The 17,931-nt window shown below is 68.5% G+C and carries 20 protein-coding genes and 1 other RNA gene; 12 read left to right on the top strand and 9 right to left on the bottom strand.

The annotated features are described in order from the left end of the window. Position 1: 1 nt before the first annotated feature. Genes ruvA through DBZ32_RS17935 form a run of 3 tightly spaced genes read right to left on the bottom strand, consistent with a single transcriptional unit; the run spans position 2 to position 2,014 of the window. Entirely contained in the window at positions 2-637 is a 636-nt protein-coding gene (ruvA, locus tag DBZ32_RS17945) for a Holliday junction branch migration protein RuvA (protein ID WP_119168616.1), read from the bottom strand. Next, positions 634-1,215, bottom strand: coding sequence for a crossover junction endodeoxyribonuclease RuvC (gene ruvC, locus DBZ32_RS17940; protein WP_119168615.1), 582 nt, complete (start codon positions 1,213-1,215; stop codon positions 634-636). Before ruvC ends, ruvA begins: the two co-directional genes overlap by 4 nt. 46 nt (positions 1,216-1,261) lie before the next feature. Continuing rightward, positions 1,262-2,014 (bottom strand): YebC/PmpR family DNA-binding transcriptional regulator, encoded by a 753-nt coding sequence (locus DBZ32_RS17935; RefSeq protein WP_119168614.1) that lies wholly within the window; start codon positions 2,012-2,014, stop codon positions 1,262-1,264. Between the two features lie 298 nt (positions 2,015-2,312). On the opposite strand from DBZ32_RS17935, the gene DBZ32_RS17930 reads away from it, so the two are divergent. Continuing rightward, complete coding sequence (locus tag DBZ32_RS17930) at positions 2,313-2,576, top strand: hypothetical protein (protein ID WP_119168613.1); 264 nt, start codon at positions 2,313-2,315, stop codon at positions 2,574-2,576. Positions 2,577-2,636: 60 nt separating this feature from the next. On the opposite strand, the gene DBZ32_RS17925 is transcribed toward DBZ32_RS17930, so the two are convergent. The 5 genes from DBZ32_RS17925 to DBZ32_RS17905 all read right to left on the bottom strand — a co-directional run bounded on the left by DBZ32_RS17925 (position 2,637) and on the right by DBZ32_RS17905 (position 4,926). Continuing rightward, positions 2,637-3,467, bottom strand: coding sequence for a TIGR00282 family metallophosphoesterase (locus DBZ32_RS17925; protein WP_119168612.1), 831 nt, complete (start codon positions 3,465-3,467; stop codon positions 2,637-2,639). Positions 3,468-3,495: 28 nt separating this feature from the next. Then, a complete protein-coding gene (locus tag DBZ32_RS17920; protein ID WP_119168611.1) occupies positions 3,496-4,119 on the bottom strand; it encodes a 5-formyltetrahydrofolate cyclo-ligase in 624 nt (207 codons plus the stop codon). Between the two features lie 7 nt (positions 4,120-4,126). After that, positions 4,127-4,286, bottom strand: a non-coding RNA gene (gene ssrS / locus DBZ32_RS17915) — 6S RNA. Positions 4,287-4,327: 41 nt separating this feature from the next. Then, positions 4,328-4,687: a cell division protein ZapA gene (locus DBZ32_RS17910; RefSeq protein WP_119168610.1), complete on the bottom strand. Its 360-nt coding sequence runs from the start codon at positions 4,685-4,687 to the stop codon at positions 4,328-4,330. Between the two features lie 5 nt (positions 4,688-4,692). Further along, on the bottom strand, positions 4,693-4,926 hold the full coding sequence (locus DBZ32_RS17905; RefSeq protein ID WP_119168609.1) for a hypothetical protein: 234 nt from the start codon (positions 4,924-4,926) through the stop codon (positions 4,693-4,695). 355 nt (positions 4,927-5,281) lie between these two features. Between DBZ32_RS17905 and tkt the strand changes: the two genes are divergently transcribed. From tkt to DBZ32_RS17855, 10 genes are all read left to right on the top strand, one after another. Then, the gene (gene tkt / locus DBZ32_RS17900) at positions 5,282-7,291 is read left to right on the top strand and encodes a transketolase (protein ID WP_268877955.1); all 2,010 of its coding nucleotides are present in this window, start codon (positions 5,282-5,284) and stop codon (positions 7,289-7,291) included. 76 nt (positions 7,292-7,367) lie between these two features. Then, positions 7,368-8,378 (top strand): type I glyceraldehyde-3-phosphate dehydrogenase, encoded by a 1,011-nt coding sequence (gene gap / locus DBZ32_RS17895; RefSeq protein ID WP_119168608.1) that lies wholly within the window; start codon positions 7,368-7,370, stop codon positions 8,376-8,378. Between the two features lie 216 nt (positions 8,379-8,594). Further along, positions 8,595-9,404, top strand: a complete 810-nt coding sequence (locus tag DBZ32_RS17890; RefSeq protein WP_162906824.1) for a LytTR family DNA-binding domain-containing protein — start codon at positions 8,595-8,597, stop codon at positions 9,402-9,404. Between the two features lie 13 nt (positions 9,405-9,417). Continuing rightward, on the top strand, positions 9,418-9,864 hold the full coding sequence (locus DBZ32_RS17885) for a hypothetical protein (protein ID WP_119168606.1): 447 nt from the start codon (positions 9,418-9,420) through the stop codon (positions 9,862-9,864). 143 nt (positions 9,865-10,007) lie between these two features. After that, positions 10,008-10,928, top strand: coding sequence for a class I fructose-bisphosphate aldolase (locus tag DBZ32_RS17880; protein WP_119168605.1), 921 nt, complete (start codon positions 10,008-10,010; stop codon positions 10,926-10,928). 61 nt (positions 10,929-10,989) lie between these two features. Continuing rightward, positions 10,990-11,607 (top strand): thiamine phosphate synthase, encoded by a 618-nt coding sequence (locus tag DBZ32_RS17875; RefSeq protein ID WP_119168604.1) that lies wholly within the window; start codon positions 10,990-10,992, stop codon positions 11,605-11,607. Positions 11,608-11,814: 207 nt separating this feature from the next. Beyond that, positions 11,815-12,837 (top strand): TRAP transporter substrate-binding protein, encoded by a 1,023-nt coding sequence (locus DBZ32_RS17870; protein ID WP_119168603.1) that lies wholly within the window; start codon positions 11,815-11,817, stop codon positions 12,835-12,837. 183 nt (positions 12,838-13,020) lie between these two features. After that, positions 13,021-13,536, top strand: a complete 516-nt coding sequence (locus DBZ32_RS17865; protein ID WP_119168602.1) for a TRAP transporter small permease — start codon at positions 13,021-13,023, stop codon at positions 13,534-13,536. Positions 13,537-13,548: 12 nt separating this feature from the next. Continuing rightward, a complete protein-coding gene (locus DBZ32_RS17860; protein WP_119168601.1) occupies positions 13,549-14,823 on the top strand; it encodes a TRAP transporter large permease in 1,275 nt (424 codons plus the stop codon). A gap of 174 nt (positions 14,824-14,997) precedes the next feature. Next, positions 14,998-15,918, top strand: a complete 921-nt coding sequence (locus DBZ32_RS17855) for an isocitrate lyase/PEP mutase family protein (RefSeq protein WP_119168600.1) — start codon at positions 14,998-15,000, stop codon at positions 15,916-15,918. Positions 15,919-15,943: 25 nt separating this feature from the next. Here DBZ32_RS17855 and DBZ32_RS17850 read toward each other — a convergent pair whose 3' ends face one another. Next, complete coding sequence (locus tag DBZ32_RS17850) at positions 15,944-16,921, bottom strand: serine hydrolase domain-containing protein (RefSeq protein ID WP_235830260.1); 978 nt, start codon at positions 16,919-16,921, stop codon at positions 15,944-15,946. A 363-nt stretch (positions 16,922-17,284) separates the two neighbouring features. Here DBZ32_RS17850 and DBZ32_RS17845 point away from each other — a divergent pair, with 363 nt between their 5' ends. Further along, a complete protein-coding gene (locus DBZ32_RS17845) occupies positions 17,285-17,911 on the top strand; it encodes a LysE family translocator (protein WP_235830259.1) in 627 nt (208 codons plus the stop codon). Positions 17,912-17,931: the final 20 nt, after the last annotated feature.

The following is a 17,931-nucleotide window of genomic DNA, read 5'->3' as shown; positions in this document are numbered from 1 at the left end:
CTCACAGCGCCAGCTCCTTGAGACCCGCCCGGATCAGGGCATCCAGGCCGGCTTCGCCGCCCAGATCGCGGCTAGCCGCCGCGACGGCGGTGAAGGCTTCGCTCCGCTTGTAGCCGAGATTGACAAGGGCGGAGATCGCATCCTCGGCGCGCTGCGCCAGAGCATCACCGGCGGGGGCCGCTCCGTTGGCCGCGGCGCCGGCGCTCGGGGCAGTCTGGGAGCTGCCGTGGAACACCAGGGCGCCGGCCTTGTCCTTCAGCTCCGTGACGATCCGGCCGGCCAGCTTCGGACCGACGCCATTGGCCCGTGCCACGGCGGCCTTGTCCTGGGCCGCGACCGCCGTCGCGAGCTGATCCGGCGAGAGCACCGAGAGGATCGCGAGCGCGACCCGGGCGCCGACGCCCTGAACCGTCGAAAGCAGGCGGAACCACTCCCGTTCCCCGCGCTCGGCAAAGCCGAAGAGATGGATATGATCTTCGCGCACGTGGGTCTCGATCAGCAGCGCAGCGCCCTGACCGGCCTGTAGCCGCCCCAGCGTCGCGGCGGAGGCGAACACCAGGTAGCCGACACCGCCCACATCGATCAGGCAGCGGTCTTCCTCAACCGTATCGACCAGGCCGGTCAGCTTACCGATCATGAGGCGGCCCCTCCGACCACGCGCCGAGCCCCGCCGGGTCCGCGCCGACGCGCTCCGGACTCGGGTTGACGCGCGAGCGGATCGGCCCGCCCCAGGCTCCAGGCCGCCCCGGTCGCCGCCATGTGCGCGTGGCAGATCGCGACCGCCAGGGCGTCGGCGGCATCGGGCGTTGCGATCTCGCAACCCGGCAGCAGCCGGCCGACCATCATCTCGACCTGATCCTTCTTGGCATGGCCCGTTCCGACCACGGATTTCTTGACGATCATCGGCAGATACTCGGCCACCGGGATCCCGACCAGCGCCGGCACCAGCAACGCGACGCCGCGCGCCATGCCGAGCTTCAGCGTCGATCCCGGGTTCTGGTTGGCCAAGGTCTCCTCGACCGCCGCCTGTTCCGGCGCGAACTCGGCGAAGACCGCCTCGATCCCCTGCTTCAACTGAACCAGGCGCCGGGCGAGATCGAGCGCGCCGTCGGAGCGCACCACGCCGTTGGCGACGTGAGCGAGCCGGCTGCCCTCCGCCTCGATCACTCCCCATCCGGTCTGGCGCAGTCCGGGATCGAGCCCGATCACACGCATGTTGATCCCTTTCCCATCCGCACCGCCACGAAAACCCCGGTCCCGCTCACGCGGTGAGACGCTCCAGGACTTCGTCGGCGATTTCGAAGTTGGCCGCGACCTGCTGGACATCGTCGTTGTCGTCGAGCACGCCCAGCAAGCGGACCAGCTTACCGGCCTGATCCTCGTCCTGGATCGGCGTCGTGCTCGCCGGCTTCCAAGTCAGCCCCGCTTCGCGCGGATGCCCGAAACGCTCGCTCAAGGCCTCGCGGACCTCGGCGAAGGCCTCGACCTGACAGAGAATCTCGTGCGCCTCATCGCTGCTGACCACGTCTTCCGCGCCGGCCTCGACGGCGGCTTCGAAGACGTCATCGGGGCTGCCGACCTCCAGCGGGAAGATCAACTGGCCGACCTGATTGAACATGAAGGAAACCGAGTTGGTTTCGCCGAGGTTGCCGCCGTGCTTGGAGAAGGCGGCCCGGACTTCCGACGCCGTGCGGTTACGGTTGTCGGTCAAGGCCTCGACGATCACCGCCACCCCGCCCGGGCCGTAGCCTTCGTAACGAACCTCGGTCAGATCGCTGCCGTCGTCGCCGCCGGTCGCCTTGGCGATGGCCCGCTCGATATTGTCCTTCGGCATGTTCGCGCCGCGAGCGGCCTGAATCGCCGCGCGCAATCGCGGATTCTTGTCCGGCTCCGGCAAGCCGGACTTGGCCGCGATCGTAATCTCGCGGCTCAGACGGGCGAATTCCTTGGCACGCTTCTTGTCCTGCGCGCCTTTGCGGAACATGATGTTCTTAAATTGGGAATGACCTGCCATAACTCTATAGGTCCTACATCCTGATGGATGGCTTTTGGGGTTATACCATATCTTGCGGTCCTGCAGCAGAAGACAAACGGCGACGTCCTGACCGCGCTGCCTGCTTCCGCGTCGCGCTTCTAGCAGGCTGAGGCCAACGATAGAAGACCCCGGCAGAGCCGCCCGGCGGACGACGGCAGGCCCGAGACTTGCCGCCGACCGCGTTAAGAGCGCATTAAGCTTGTCGGGTGCAGTCTGCGATCGCGCGATGCGGACAACTTCGACAGGCCCGCGCCCTGTAAGACCTGTGAGGCGAGAGATGGCGTTGCCGACTCAAATTCTACCGGCCAGCTTGGCCGACGACCTTGCCAGCGGCAATGTCGAGCGCGCCGCGCAACTGGTCGAGGATTTCGCCCATCAGTCCGACCTGGCCGCCTTGGACGCCGTCCTGGGCGCCACGACCCAGACCGACGCGGCCGCCGCCGCACGCAACGCCGGCGCCGCCGCCGCCGAACAAGCCAGCCGCAGCCAGCTGCTCAGCGAAGAAATTTCCCGCTATCTGAACGTGGCGGGCAAACTCTAGTCTCTCCCAGCAGGGGGTTCTAAAAAAGCGCCGGAAGGCGCCTTTTTGCGCTGGTCCGTCCTACTCCGCCGCCAAGGCGGTTTCCGGCAGGGCCTGCTTCAGTTTTCCGCCGACGCGGATCGGTTCGATCCTGCGGGCCAGGCCCGTGCGGTCATCGGTCTCGACGAAGACACCGCAGAGCGTTGCCGGCCCCTCGGCCGGCTGCATGCGCGCCGTCGGCAACTTCCTGGTAAAGCGGTCGATCGAACTCTCCTTCTGCACGCCGATCACCGAATCGTAGTCGCCGCACATCCCCGCATCGGTCTGATAGGCCGTACCGCCCGCCAGGATCATGGCATCGGCCGTCGGCACGTGCGTGTGGGTGCCCACGACCAGGGAGACCCGGCCATCCAGGACATGGGACATGGCCATCTTCTCGCTGCTGGCCTCGGCATGGACGTCGACCAGAATAAAGTCGACCGTGGCGCCGAGGGTGTAACGCGAGAGCTCCCGCTCGACCGTGGCGAAAGGGTCGTCGAGCGGGTCCATGAACAGCCGGCCCATGACGTTGATCAGCAGCACCTTGCGGCCCCGCCGCGCCTCGAAGGTCGCGGCGCCACGGCCGGGCGTGCCGGCGGGGTAGTTGACCGGGCGCAGCAGCCTGGGCTCGCGCTCGATGAAGGAGAGAGCCTCGCGCTGATCCCAGGAGTGGTTGCCGCCGCTGACGGCATCGACGCCGGCCGCGAAGAGGTCCTGGCAGATGCTCTCGGTGATGCCGAAGCCGCCGGCCGCGTTCTCTCCGTTGACCACGACGAAGTCGAGATCGAGCTGCCGCCGGAGACCGGGGAGTTGCTCGACCACGGCCTTGCGTCCGGCCCGTCCAACGATATCGCCCAAGAATGCGACGCGCATCTCGTTTCCTCTTCTTGAGACCGCGGCTTCACGTGAAGCTCAGCAAGCCCCGTTCGGTAACCAGGGCGTCGAGCCGCTGGTCGGTCGGTTCGGTCGGGACCGCTTCCACTTCCTGCCCGGCATAGGCCAGGCCCATGGCCGTCACCGTCTTGCGGCTCCGCAGGTCGGCCAGTGTCCGGTCGTAAAAACCGCCCCCGTAGCCCAACCGGTAGCCACGCCGATCGAAGGCCAGGAGCGGGACCAGAAGAACATCCGGGGTCACGACCTCCGACCCCTCCGACGGTATCTGGGTGCCGAAACGCGCTTCGACCAGTGGGTCGCCGGGGACCCAGGCACGGAAGGTCAGCGCCGCACCGGTCCGCTCGACCACCGGCAGGCAGAGCTTCCAGGCCCGGGCCGCCAGGGCCAGCATCAGGGGTCGAGGGTCCAGTTCGTCACGCATGGGCCAGTAGGCGGACAGGATCAACGCCCCTGTCTGCGAACCGGAGACTTGCGGTTCGGCGACGAAGGTTGGGTCGGTCAGGGCGCGCTCGCGGACCGCCTCCGCCGCGCCCGGCGCCGCAGCGGCCGCGCGGCGGCGGACCTCCGCCATGGTGGCGCGCAAGGCCGTCTTGCTGCTGGCCGACTTACTGCTGGCGGGTAACTCGCTCATACCGGTAGGGGGTGCCACGATGGCCGTTGGTCGTTAATCATCCTCTGTGGCCTGCTTCAAGCAGGTGGGCGCCGTAATGCCGAGGCCAGGACCCCGACAGGGACAGCTCCCTAGAGACTGACATTGGCCCCAGGGATCTAATGACCTGACGCACCTCGCAGCGAAGCCCCCTCCGCGGAGACCGCGGACCCATAAGAGTAAGCTGGGATCACCCCGCTTCCAAGCGCGCGCTCAAGGACTCGAGATGCTGCGCCGCCCGCTGCAGCCGTTCGGACGCTGCGGCTTCCACTTCGGCCACGGCGCCATCCGAGGCTTTCGGCCCGGTTGCCGCGACCTGCCCGGACGCTTCGAGCGCCTCCAGGCGGTTGCTCGCCTCGGCCAGTTCGTCGGCAATCAGGAGACTCATCATGACCAGCAGGCGCGCCTCGCCGACCTGCCCCACCGATGCCGAGAGGTCGCGCATGCGGCCGTCGACGTAGTTCGCCAGGCCGAGCAGATGCGGCTCCTGACCGTCCTCGCAGCCGATCTGATACGGCCGGCCATTGATGGTGATGGTGACCTGCGCCATCCCGTCTAGCCCTCCAACACGCTATCGAGGCGTTCGATCGCCAGATCCAGGCGCCGCGAAACATCGCCGGACAGTTGCCGCAGCCGGTCCGACTCCTGCTGTGCTTCGGCGAGTGCTTCGGCGGCTTCGATTCCGACCGAATCGGATCCGTCGCCTCCCTGAAGGCGGGCGGAGATCGCCTTGTCGAGGCGGGCGAGTGCCGCCTCCAGGCGGCGGTTTGCTTCGTCGAGATCTGTCATATCAGTTCGTAAGCTACGCAGTGCGACGGTCGGGGGTCAACGTCGCAGCGAAGGGTTCGGCAGACGATCACGCCAGCACAACCGTTTCGGGGCGTTGCGCGGTTGACCGGCAGGAGCGCCCTGGGCATTGTGCGCCGCATTCCGGAGGCGCCAGCCGCAGCCCGACTGCGACCTCGTTATCCGGAAAAGTCCATGGCCCCGCGGGCGCCGCGATCTCCCCAATCTGCCCGGCGTGTCGACGCGCCTGCGACCGGCGGGGATTGCCTGGCGGCAGGGCGGCGGCCCGATTGTTGATGCATCAGACCCGTGCCGCGCCCGACACAGCGCTGCCGCACGGGGAAGCTAGGAGGACGCAGTGGCCGAGACGCGCCACGATTTCGACCCAACCACCCATGGTACGAGCCTGACGGAGATGGCCAACGCCATCCGCGCGCTCTCCATGGACGCCGTTCAGAAGGCCAACAGCGGCCACCCCGGCATGCCGATGGGCATGGCCGACGTGGCGACGGTTCTCTTCAGCCAGTTCCTGAGGTTCGACCCCCAGCGCCCCGACTGGCCCGACCGCGACCGCTTCGTGCTGTCCGCCGGCCACGGCTCGATGCTGCTCTACAGCCTGCTTCATCTCACCGGCTACGAAGACATGCCGATCGAGGAACTGGCCAACTTCCGTCAGCTCGGCAGCCGCACCGCCGGTCATCCCGAGTATGGCCATGCCGCCGGCATCGAGACGACGACCGGCCCGCTCGGCCAGGGTCTCGGCAACGCGGTCGGCATGGCGCTGGCCGAGCGCCTGCTGGCCGCGCGCTTCGGCGAAGCGCTGGTCGAGCACCACACCTACTGCCTGGTCGGCGACGGCTGCCTGATGGAAGGCATCAGCCACGAGGCGATCAGCCTCGCCGGGCATCTGAAACTGAATAAGCTGATCGTGCTGTTCGACGACAACGCGATTTCCATCGACGGCGGCACCGATCTGTCCTGTTCCGACGATCAGCTCGTCCGCTTCCAGGCCAGCGGCTGGGATACGCAGCGCGTCGACGGCCACGATCCGGTCGCGGTGGCCGCGGCAATCGCGGCGGCCCAGGCCAGCGACGCCCCGTCCCTGATCGCCTGCAAGACCGTGATCGGCTTCGGCGCCCCGAACAAGCAGGGTACGGCCGCCACCCACGGGTCCCCCCTGGGCGACGCCGAGATCGCGGCGGCACGCAAGGAATTGGGCTGGAACGCCGCGCCCTTCGTCGTGCCCGACGCGATTCTGGCGGCCTGGCGCGCGGTCGGCGCGCAGGGTGCCGGCTTGTCGGCCGCCTGGGACGCCCGGCTCGCCGACGCCGCCCCCGCCGATCAGGCGGAGCTGAAACGCCGCCTCACCGGCGATCCGCCGGACGGGCTCGAGCAGGCCATCGTCACGTTCAAGCAGGAGATCGTGGCAGAGGCGCCCTCCGTCGCGACCCGCGTCGCCTCCCAGAAGGTGCTCAGTGCCCTGACCGGGGTTCTGCCGGAACTGACGGGCGGCTCGGCCGACCTGACCGGATCGAACGGCACCCGCGCCGCCGGCATGCAGGTGGTCACGCGCGACGACTTCACGGGCAGCTACATTCACTACGGCGTGCGCGAGCACGGCATGGCCGCGGCCATGAACGGCATGGCGCTGCACGGCGGCATCCTGCCCTACGGCGGCACTTTCCTGGTGTTCAGCGACTACTGCCGCCCCTCGATCCGCCTGGCCGCGCTGATGCAGCAGCGGGTCGTCTTCGTGATGACCCACGATTCCATCGGCTTGGGCGAGGACGGCCCGACCCACCAGCCGGTCGAACATCTGGCGGCGCTGCGGGCGATCCCCGGCCTCAAGGTCTTCCGCCCCGCCGATGCCGTCGAGACGGCGGAGTGCTGGGAGCTGGCTCTGCGGAGCAATGGCCCGAGCGTGCTCGCGCTGACCCGCCAGAACCTGCCGACGGTGCGCGGCGAGCACGCGGCGGAGAACTACTGCTCCTGGGGCGCCTACATCCTGGCCTCGGCGGCGAGTCAGCGGCAAGTCACCCTGCTGGCATCGGGATCCGAGGTGCAGGTCGCGCTAGAGGCACGCCAGAAACTGCAGGACGAGGGCATCTCCGCGGCGGTCGTTTCCATGCCGAGCTGGGAAGTCTTCCTGGAGCAGCCGGCCCACTACCGCGACGAAGTCCTGGGCCCGGGTGCCCTGCAGATCGCGGTCGAGGCGGCCTCCCCCTTCGGCTGGAACCGCTGGGTCGGCCTGGACGGCACGGTGGTGGGCATGCCCGGCTTCGGCGCATCGGGCAAGGCCGAGGATCTTTACGAACACTTCGGCATCACGGCCGAAGGCGTGGTCAAGGCGGTGAAAGCCTGGCTTTGAGCGACGAGACGGCGGCGGCACGCGCGAGCGGGGCACCGATCATGAGAGCGAATCGACACAACGGAGGAGAAACCAGATGGCAGTTCGCGTCGGCATCAACGGGTTCGGGCGGATCGGCCGCCTGGTGCTGCGCGCGGCCCTCGAGGCCAAGCGCAGCGATATCGAGTTCGTGGCGATCAACGACCTGGGCTCGGCCGAGGCCAACGCCCACCTGCTGACCTACGACTCGGTGCACGGGCGCTATCCCGGCGAGATCGGCTTCGGCGAGGCCTCCATCACGGTCGACGGCAAGAGCATCAAGGTGCTGGCCGAGCGCGACCCGGCCAAGCTGCCCTGGGGCGAGCTGGGCGTCGACGTGGTGATGGAGTGCACCGGCATCTTCACCTCCAAGGAGAAGGCCAGCGCCCACCTGCAGGGCGGCGCCAAGAAGGTGATCGTCTCGGCCCCCGCCTCCGGCGCGGACCTGACCGTGGTCTACGGCGTCAACCACGACCAGTTGAGCGCGGATCACACGGTGATCTCCAACGCCTCCTGCACCACCAACTGCCTGGCGCCGGTGGCCCACATCCTGCACAAGACCTTCGGGCTCGAGCAGGGCTTCATGACCACCATCCACGCCTATACCGGCGACCAGAACACCGTCGACTCCCTGCACAAGGACCCGCACCGCGCCCGCGCGGCGGCCCTTTCGATGATCCCGACCTCGACCGGTGCGGCCAAGGCGGTCGGGCTGGTGCTGCCGGAGCTGAACGGCAAGCTGGACGGCGTGGCGATCCGAGTGCCGACCCCCAACGTCAGCCTGGTCGACCTGAAGTTCACCTCCAGCAAGCCGCTCGACGCCGGTGCGATCAACGCGGCGATGGAAGAAGCAGCCGCGTCCAACCCGCTCAAGGGCATCCTAGAGGTCAACAGCGCGCCGCTGGTCTCGGTCGACTTCAATCACTCCTCGGCCAGTTCGGTCTTCGACGCCGGGGGCACCAAGGTGCTGGGCCAGACCTTCGGCCGGGTTATGTCCTGGTACGACAACGAGTGGGGCTTCTCGAATCGCATGACCGACACCGCCGTGACACTCGGCGAGCTGCTGTAAGCGGCGAGTCCTTCACCGGAAGCGATGACGGCCGGGCTCCCAGCCCGGCCGTTCCTGCGCGTTCCTGCCGCCTGGAACGCTGTGACCCGGGCCCCCGTGATCTGGAGAGCTGTGACATCGTCACGCTCGACTTCCCCTTTTTGCATAGCTCCACCACGGCTTTTGCGCGGCAGACGAACAGACTTTCGCAGCCGGCGTGGTAGGCTTGCCGCCACGATGCGTGAACGGCTGGGCTTTTTCTTCAGGTGGTCGACCTTGCCGGTCCTGGTCGGGCTGGTCCTGGCCGGGCTGGGTCCGTTCGGCACCTTCGACCTGCCGTTCTGGCGGCGCGCAATCTTCTGGGTGCCGGCCGTCTGGCTGAACTGGATCATCGCCGAGACCGCGATGCGCCGCATTTTCCTGCGGTTCGCCGAACAATTGCCGCGGCGCAGCGTGACCCTGCCCCTGCTTGCCAGCCTGCTGATCTCACCGGTCATGACGGCGGTGGTCTTCGGCGTCGCCCGGGTGCTGGGCCACTCGCTTCAATCCTCGGTCTTATCGGTCCACTGGCAGGTTCTGCTCATCACCGCCGCCGTGATGCTGCCCACCTACGCCTGGTCGGTCGCCCGCTCCAATCGCGCCGCCGATGCGGTCGACCGCGCCATCGACGCCGCCCTGACCGAAGCCGAGAACGAAGCGGTCGAGGGAGAAACCGGTTTCCAGCGGCGCTGGCCGGCGGACTTGCACGGCCGCCTGCTGTTCCTGGAGATGGAGGACCACTACCTGCGCATCCATACCAGCGAGGGGAGCGACATTATCCTCTTCCGCATGGAGGATGCGGCGCGCGACCTGCAGGGCCAGGGGTTGCGCGTCCATCGCTCCTACTGGGTGGCCGAAGGCGCGCTCGCGGGCGCCCGACGACACGGCCAAAGCTGGCGTCTGCGGCTCATCGACGGCCGCGAGGTTCCGGTGGGCCGCACCTATCGGTCCCAATTGCGCGCCGCCGGCTGGCTGCGTCGGAAGCTGCCCTCCTACACGGCAGCATGACCAAAGGGGCGGCATGAACATAGAAGAAGGTCCGCCCGCCTTCGTGGTCCACAACCTGCGCCAGGCGCTTGCCGCCGCCGCCGCGGCGAAGGCGGCCGACAGACCCCTGGCCCTGATCACACCGGACGACGGCCTCGCCGCGCAGGGACCGCTGTTCTGGGCGGAGGTGCAAAGCCGCGTGGCGGCGACGGTGCCGCCGGGACGGGTCGTTCTGCTGGTCGACGCCGCCGCCGCACCGGGCCTCGCTCTGGCCGCCCTGCGTTGCGGACTGCAACGGCTGATTTTCCGCGGCGCGGCGCCGGTCGCCGCCAAGCTGGACGCGATCGTCACGGCGGCCGGCGGATCGCTGCGACGGGTCCGGCCGGAAGCAATCGATCTGCTGGACGAACCCGACCCGGGCAGCGCCGTCGCCGCGCGGCTGCGCCTGGTCTCTGCGGCGAAGCGGCCTCGGCGGCGTTGAAATCGACTCGGCGCTCCGCTATTCACCAGAGCCAGGAGGGGCTGGCATCGCTGGCACGACGTCACGACACCTGCGCGACGTCACCAGGGCGCCGCAGGGGCACAGGCATCTCAAAGTCAATCGACGAAGGGAAAGACAGCTCAATGCGCATCACCCAGCGGGTCAAGAAGATCCTCGCGAACTACGAGAGCGACAGTCCGGGCACGAAAACCAGCCTGGCGCGCATCCTGATGGAAGGCAAACTCGGCGGCAGCGGCAAGCTGGTCATCCTGCCGGTCGACCAGGGCTTCGAGCACGGCCCGGTCCGCAGCTTCGCGCCCAACCCGCCGGCCTACGACCCGCACTATCACTACCAGCTCGCGATCGACGCCGGCCTGTCGGCCTACGCCGCGCCGCTGGGCATGCTCGAGGCCGGCGCCGATACCTTCGCCGGGGCGATCCCGACCATCCTCAAGCTCAACTCCTCCAACTCCACCGCGACCTCCAAGGATCAGGCCATCACCGGCAGCGTCGAGGACGCGCTGCGCCTGGGCTGCTCGGCGGTGGGTTTCACCATCTACCCGGGCTCCGACGAGCAGTTCGAGATGATGGAGGAGATCCGCGAACTGGCCGAGGAGGCCAAGTCGGTCGGTCTGGCCGTGGTGATCTGGTCCTATCCGCGCGGCGGCGAGCTGTCCAAGCAGGGCGAGACGGCGATGGACGTCACCGCCTACGCCGCCCACATGGCGACGCTGCTGGGCGCCCACATCATCAAGGTCAAGCCGCCGACCGACGCGCTGGAGCAGGACGAGGCCAAGAAAGTCTACAAGGCGCAGAAGATCGACATATCGACCCTGTCGAAGCGGATCGCGCATGTCGTCGAATCCTGCTTCGCCGGCCGCCGACTGGTGGTCTTCTCCGGCGGCGGCGCCAAGGACACCGCCGCCCTGCTCGATGAGATCCGGGCCATCCGGGACGGCGGCGCCACCGGCTCGATCATCGGGCGCAACACCTTCCAGCGGCCGCGCGAGGAGGCGCTGGACCTGCTGAGTTCGATCATCAAGATCTATCAGGGCAAAGTCTGACGCAGGGTCCGGTGCGGACCGCGGCCCGCACGTTGGCGCAGACCGGGATATCGATTTGAGTATGCGCTGCCGCCTCTACCTCGTGACGCCGCCGGACCTGGAGTCCGGCGGCGTTTCCGTTGACGACCTGCGCCGCAAGCTGGAGGCGGCCCTGTCGGGCGGCGACATCGCCAGCCTGCTGATCCGCGCCGATGTCGGCGACGAGATGCTCAACGCCCTGGTGGAGGCCCTGACGCCGCCGGCCCAAGCCGCCGACGTGGCGGTGCTGGTCGAGGGCCGCTGCGACCTGGCCGATACCTACCGCTGCGACGGCGTGCATCTGGAAGCCCGGCCGGCCAGCCTGCGCTCGGTACGCCTCGCGATGGGTCAGGACGCGATCCTGGGCGCCGACTGCGGCGACTCCCGCCACCTCGCCATGGTGGCGGGCGAACTGGGCAGCGACTACGTCTGCTTCGACGCCCGCGCGCTGGAGACCATCGCCTGGTGGGCCGAGATGATGGAATTGCCCTGCGTCGCCTGGGGCCACATCGACCTGGAGAGCGCCCCGGCCTTGATCGAGGCCGGCGCCGACTTCCTGGCCGTCGGCCGTGCCGTCTGGGACCATCCCGACGGCCCCAAGGCGGCGGTCGAGGCCTTCAACGCCCTCTTCGTCGCCGCGGAACGCGACAGCCGGGGGTGAACTGCCGGGCCCGTCGCGGCCCCACGATCCCGCCTTGCATGCTCGACCCTGTCAGTTCAAGAAAATTCGCGGCTTGTCCGCAGCCAACCTGCCCGATAGTTTTGCTGCGCAAAGCAAGCGGCCGGCGCAAGAATCGACCGGCCGCACCGAAAATTCAGGTCCGTTGGAATTCAACTCCATCGGACAAGTCCATTGGGAGGACGCGACATGAAACGCTTGTTGGGAGCGGCTGCCTGCGCCGCCGCCTTGGCTCTGGCTCTGCCCGTGACGGCCCCTTCCGCCGAGGCCGCCGAAACCACGCTGCGCATCACCCTGCAGCTACCGCTCAAGAGCCATCTCGGCCAGAATCTGACGCTCTTCAAGGAAGAGGTCGAGAGCGCCTCGAACGGCGAGATCGAGGTGCAGATCTTCGATTCCGCACAGCTTTACAAGGACAGCGAAGTTCCCCAGGCGGTCGGCTCTGGCGCGATCGAGATGGGCGTGGCCTCGCTGACCCGCTTCGTCGGCGACATTCCGGCGGTCGACATCTTCTACATGCCCTTCGTCTTCAACTCGGAGCCGCTGGTGCGCGCCGCCACGGCTGCGGACAGCCCGGTGCGCGGGCCGCTGGACGAGGCGATCCTGGACACCGGCAGCCGCGTGCTCTGGTGGCAGGCCTACGGTGGTGCCGTCATGCTGTCCCAGGACGAGCCGCTGCGCACCCCGGCGGACATCGAGGGCCAGAAGGTCCGCGTCTTCGGCAAGACGCTCGGCAGCTTCGTCGAGGCGGTGGGCGGCGTGCCGACCCTGATTTCCGGGTCCGAGCAATATCTCGCCTACCAGCGCGGCACGGTCGACGTCGGCATGACCGGCGTTTCCGGCGTCCGTTCCCGCTCACTCTGGGAGGTGATGGACTGGATCACCGTGACCAACCACGCCGACATCGAGTTCATCGTGCTGGTCAACGAGGAGTTCTGGCAGGAGCTGCCGGAAGCGCATCGCGAGATCATCGCGACGGCGGCCGCCACCGCCGACGCCGCCGTGCGCGACCGCATCACCGAGATCGAGAACGAGGCCTATGACGCCGCCAAGGAAAACGGCATGCAGGTCCACGAGCTCTCGAGCGAGGAGATCGAAGCCTGGCGGGCCGGCTCGCAGCCGGTGATCGACCAGTACCTGGCCGAGACCGGCGAGCTCGGACGGCAGGTCTACGAGGCGGCCCTGGAGCTGCGCAGCAGCGTCAGCAACTAAGGCGCCGGCGGTCCCGGCGGCCGCCGCGTCGTCCGACAGGGACCTCACGGTCCCTCAGAGGTCCGTTCCGTTTCCCCGTCCGTCCGGGAGTGTTTCTTGGGTGGCCCGGGCGGGGCGCGGGACGGACCTCTTCAGGCGCCGGAGAGCGCCTTTTCAAAGAGCCTCTGGAAAAGCATCCTTCTCATGTTTCGGCTTCTCGACCGCCTGACCGACCTGCTCGCCCATCTTGCCGCCTGGCTGTTCTTCGCCACGGCGGCGATGATTTCCTACGAGGTCGCGGCCCGTTATCTCTTCAACGCGCCGACCATCTGGGCGGAGGAACTGTCGCGCGTCTTCCTGGTCTGGGGCACCTTCCTGGCCATGGCCGCGCTGCTGCGCCGGCGTAGCCACATCCGCATCACCCTGATCACCGGCCACCTCAGCGCCGCCGCCCAGCGGGGCTGCGAGATCTTCGCCATGGCGATGGTCGCCCTGCTGTCGGCGGTGGCCGGCTGGTACGGCGGCACCATCGCCTTCGACTCCTTCGAGCGCGGGCGAACCACGGCGACGATGCTCGACCTGCCGCAGTGGACGCTGGAGGTCACGGTCCCGCTCGGCTTCGCGCTGCTGTTCGCCCAAGCCCTGGCCGAGACCCTGCGCCTGCTCGCCGGCGAGACACCCCCAAGCGGTCACGACGGCGAAGACGCCGGAGCTCACTAGAAGTCAGGATTCATGGAAACCCTTATCGTTCTTCTCGCGCTCTTCGCGCTGCTGCTGGCGGGCGTGCCGGTGGCCTTCGCCCTGGCCGGCCTGGGGCTGGGCATGCTGTTTCTCGGGGGCTTCTCGCCGCTGATGGTGCCGCAGGGCCTCCTGTCTACGGTGGACAACTTCATCCTGCTGGCCGTGCCGCTGTTCCTGCTGATGTCCAACGTGCTGCTGAAGGGCGGCGTCGGGCGCGACCTCTTCGCCGCCGTCCAGGCCTGGGTCGGCCACTGGCCCGGCGGGCTGGCGGTCGCCACCATCCTGTCCTGCGGCATCTTCGCGGCGATTTCCGGCTCCTCCGTGGCTACGGCGGCGACCATCGGCACCGTGGCGATCCCCGAGATGCTGAAGCGCGGCTACGCCCGCCCCTTCGTCCTGGGCCTGCTGGCGGCCGGCGGGACGCTGGGGATCCTGATCCCGCCCTCGATCCCGATGATCGTCTTCGGCTTCATCACCGAGGAGTCGGTGATCCAGCTCTTCCTGGCCGGGATCGGCCCCGGCCTGCTGCTGATCGGGCTCTTCATCGGCTTCTCGATGCTCTACGCCAAGTTCGGCGGCGGCTTCACGCCGATGGAAAAGGCGAGCTGGGGCGAGCGCAAGGCCACGCTGCTGCGTGCCTCCCCCACCTTCGCGCTGGCCGGGCTGATCATCTGGGGCATCTATGCCGGCGCCTTCACGCCGACGGAGGCGGCGGCCATCGGCTTCGCCGCCAGCCTGGTCATCACCGGGGTGATCCTGCGCACCCTGACCTGGCCAGCCCTGAAGGCGGCGACGCTGGATGCCATGCGCACCACCGTGACGATCCTGCTGATCGTCGCGGGCGCGAAGGTCTTCGGCAAGGCCATCACCCTCTACCGCATCCCCCAGGACATCTCCGCCTTCATCACGGCCAACGTCGACGAGGCGGCGCTTTTCATTCTCTTCTGCGCCCTGGTGCTAGTGCTGATGGGGCTGTTCCTGGAGGCGCTCTCCATGATGCTGATCATGGTGCCGGTGCTCTCGCCCTCCCTGGCCGCGCTGGGCATCGACCCGATCTGGTTCGGCATCTTCTTCGTCATCATGGTGGAATGCGCCCTGATCACCCCGCCGGTCGGCCTCAACCTCTACGTCATACAAGCGGTCGGAAAGGCCGGCATGGGCGAAGTCGCGCGCGGAGTCTGGCCCTTCCTGGCATTGATGCTGGTCGCCGTGGTGATCATCTACCTGGTACCGGACATCGCGCTCTATATTCCCTTCAAGTTGTAGCGCGTCGCCGGAGCGGTTGCGGCCGGCCCCCTTCGACAGGCTCAGGGTGAAGCGAGAAGAGAGAGATTGGATCACCCCGCTTCATCCTGAGCCTGTCGAAGGGCGAAGGGCGAAGGGGAGCGGCCAACGGGCCGCTACCGCAACGACAGACCAATGCACAGCAGGAGCCGTCCCATGCCCGATTCAGCCAGCCTCGCCACCGAACCCACGCTCACGCCCGGCGCCAAGCTGCGCGCCCTGCTGAGCAAGGGCGGCCTGCAGGTCATGCCCTGCTGCTACGACGCGCTCTCGGCGAAGATGATCGAGCAGGCCGGCTTCCCGCTGACCTTCATGAGCGGCTTCGCCGTCTCGGCCGTGCGGCTGGGGGCGCCCGACACCGGCCTGATCTCCTACGCCGAGATGCTGGAGCAGGGCCGCAACATCGCCGCCGCCGTCTCGATCCCGGTGATCGGCGATGCCGACACCGGCTACGGCAACGCCCTCAACGTCAAGCGCACGGTCAAGGGCTACGCCGGGGCCGGCTTCGCCGCCGCCATGATCGAGGACCAGGTCGCGCCGAAGCGCTGCGGCCACACGCGCGGCAAGGAGGTGGTGGACCGCGAGACGGCGCTGGACCGCATCAAGGCCGCCGTCGATGCGCGCGAGGAGGCGCGCGCCCAGGGCCAGGACCTGCTGATCCTCGCCCGCACCGACGCGAACCACGGTCATGGCCTGGCCGAGGCCATCGCCCGCGCCCAGGGCTTCGCCGAGCTGGGCGCCGACATCCTCTTCGTCGAGGCGCCGCGCGACACCGCCGAGATGGAGACCGTCTGCCGGGAGGTGCCCGGCTGGAAGATGGCCAACCTGGTCGAGGGCGGCGACACCCCGCTGCTGAGCCCGCCCGAGTTGGAGGCCCTGGGGTATTCCATCGCCGCCTACCCCCTGACCCTGCTGAGCGCCGCCATGCGCGCCACCCGCGACGCCCTGGCCGCCATGGCCAGCGGCCAGCACCCCACCGGTCTGCTGATGGACTTCGCCGAGCTGCGCGAACGGGTCGGGTTCGACGCCTACTATGCCGAAGAGGCGCGCTACGCGGGGGCGCGGCAGCGGGACTGAATCCGACCGCCTGGATCGAATCCCTTCACACCCCCTCCGCCGCCGGCACGATCTGCTCGGCCAGCAGGGCGTTGAGGTCGCCGACGTAGCCGCCGGAGCGGGCCGGGCGGGTGGGGTCGGAGGTGACGACGACGGTCAGGGCGAGGGACGGCAGGACGTAGAGCATCTGGCCGCCGTAGCCGCGGGCGTAGGCGACCGGATGGCCGCGCGCCCGGGTCAGGAACCAGCCGTAGCCGTAGTCGTGTCGGGAGAAGGGCGAGTAGGTGCGCGGCTGCCAGGACGCTTCCACCCAATCGGCGCTGAGCACCCGCGTCTCCCGCCAGAGGCCGCCGAGGCGGTAGGCTTCGCCGAAGCGCAGCAGCGCCAGGGGTGAGAGCCGCATGTTGTTGCCGCCCAGGTAGAAGCCCTGGGGATCGCGGGTCCAGGGTGGGATCTCGATCTCCAGCGGGTCGCCCAGCCAGTCGCGGGCCAGCGCCAGGAGGCTGCGGCCCGTGGCGCGGGACAGAGCGGCGCCCAAGAGGTGGTAGCTGCCGGTGGAATAGAGCATGCGCGCGCCCGGCTCCGCCACGAAGGGGCGGCTCAGGGCATAGCGGACCCAATCGCGGCTCTGCACCCAATCGCCATAGAAGGCGCCGGAGGTGCGCTGCAGTCCCGCCTGCATGGTCAGGAGGTCGGCGACGGTGATCCGCCCGACGCGCGGGTCGGCCCCCTCCGGGATCAAATCGGCCAGCAGATCCGACAGCGGCTGATCGGGGCCGCTGATCAGATCGCGGTCCAGCGCCGCCCCGGTCAGGGCCGCGACCAGGGTCTTGGAGACCGACTTGACGTTGGCCGGCCGGTCGAGCGGCGGGCCGCGAAAGGCCTCGCCGAAGGCGATCTCGCCGCCTTGCGCCACGATCAGGCTGTTGAGCTGGTCGAGCCTCCGCGCCATCTCGGCGACCCGCTCGAGCGCGGCCGCGTCGAGGGTCGAACCCTCGACCGCCGAGCCGGGCGCAGTCGCCACGGCAGCGAACGCCGAAGTTGCGGATATTGAGGTTATGGGGGCGACCGTCGCCAGGGTGGAGGTCGCCGCCAGGCCGCCGAGCAAGCGCCGGCGATTCAGTGCGACTGGGGCCGCGCTATCCTTGCCGTCATGATTTTTGCCAACCATAGGCTGCAAGATGGGGCGCCCCGGCGGCGATCCAATTGTCCGACACTGCAGCCTGCCCCCTTTCCGGCGCGCCGTGTCGCCGAAGCCACGCCCTGCAGACGCCGCCCCATAAAGGCGGCCGACTCAGGCGGAGACGAGCGGCGCCCCGTTGCCAGCTCCAGCCGTTCCATGTGCAAATGCAAGCCACCTCGCACGTGACAGGAGCCGCCTTTGGACGTGACCCTGGTTCTGATTTCCGTCTTCGCCGTCTTCATCCCGGCCCTGCTGCTGCCGGGGCCGGACTTCGTGGCGGTGGTCCGCTCCTCCATGACGCGCGGAACCTCGGCCGGGCTTCTGACGACTCTGGGCGTGTCCCTCGGCCTCGGCTTCTACGCGACGCTGAGCCTGCTCGGCCTCTCGGCCCTGCTGATCGAGTACCAGTGGCTGACCTGGCTGGTGCGGGTGCTGGGCGGCAGCTATCTGATCTATCTCGGCATCCGGCTGCTGCTGGCCAAGCCGCAGGAGATCGAGCTTCCCGAAGGCGAAGCCGACAAGCGCGGCAATCCACTGCTCTTCGGCTTCCTGGTCACCCTGACCAATCCCAAGGCCATCGTGCTCTTCGCCAGCGTCTTCGCCACGGCGGTGACCGACGCCACACCGCTCTGGCTGATGGGCCTGATGATCGCGCTGGTCGTCGGCTGCGCGCTGGTCTGGTACGCCGTCGTCAGCCTCTTCATGTCCTCCTCGCCGGTGATCCGGCGCTTTCAGCACGCCCGCCACTGGATCGAGCGGGCCGCCGGCGTCTGCTTCGTCACCATCGGCGGGCGGGTGCTGGCCGACGCGCGGAACCCGGTGAGTCCCTAGAAAGCGAGCATATCGGCGCT

Source organism: Algihabitans albus (assembly GCF_003572205.1).
GTDB classification, from domain to species: Bacteria; Pseudomonadota; Alphaproteobacteria; order Kiloniellales; family DSM-21159; genus Algihabitans; species Algihabitans albus.
This window is presented reverse-complemented; position numbering and strand designations above follow the sequence as displayed.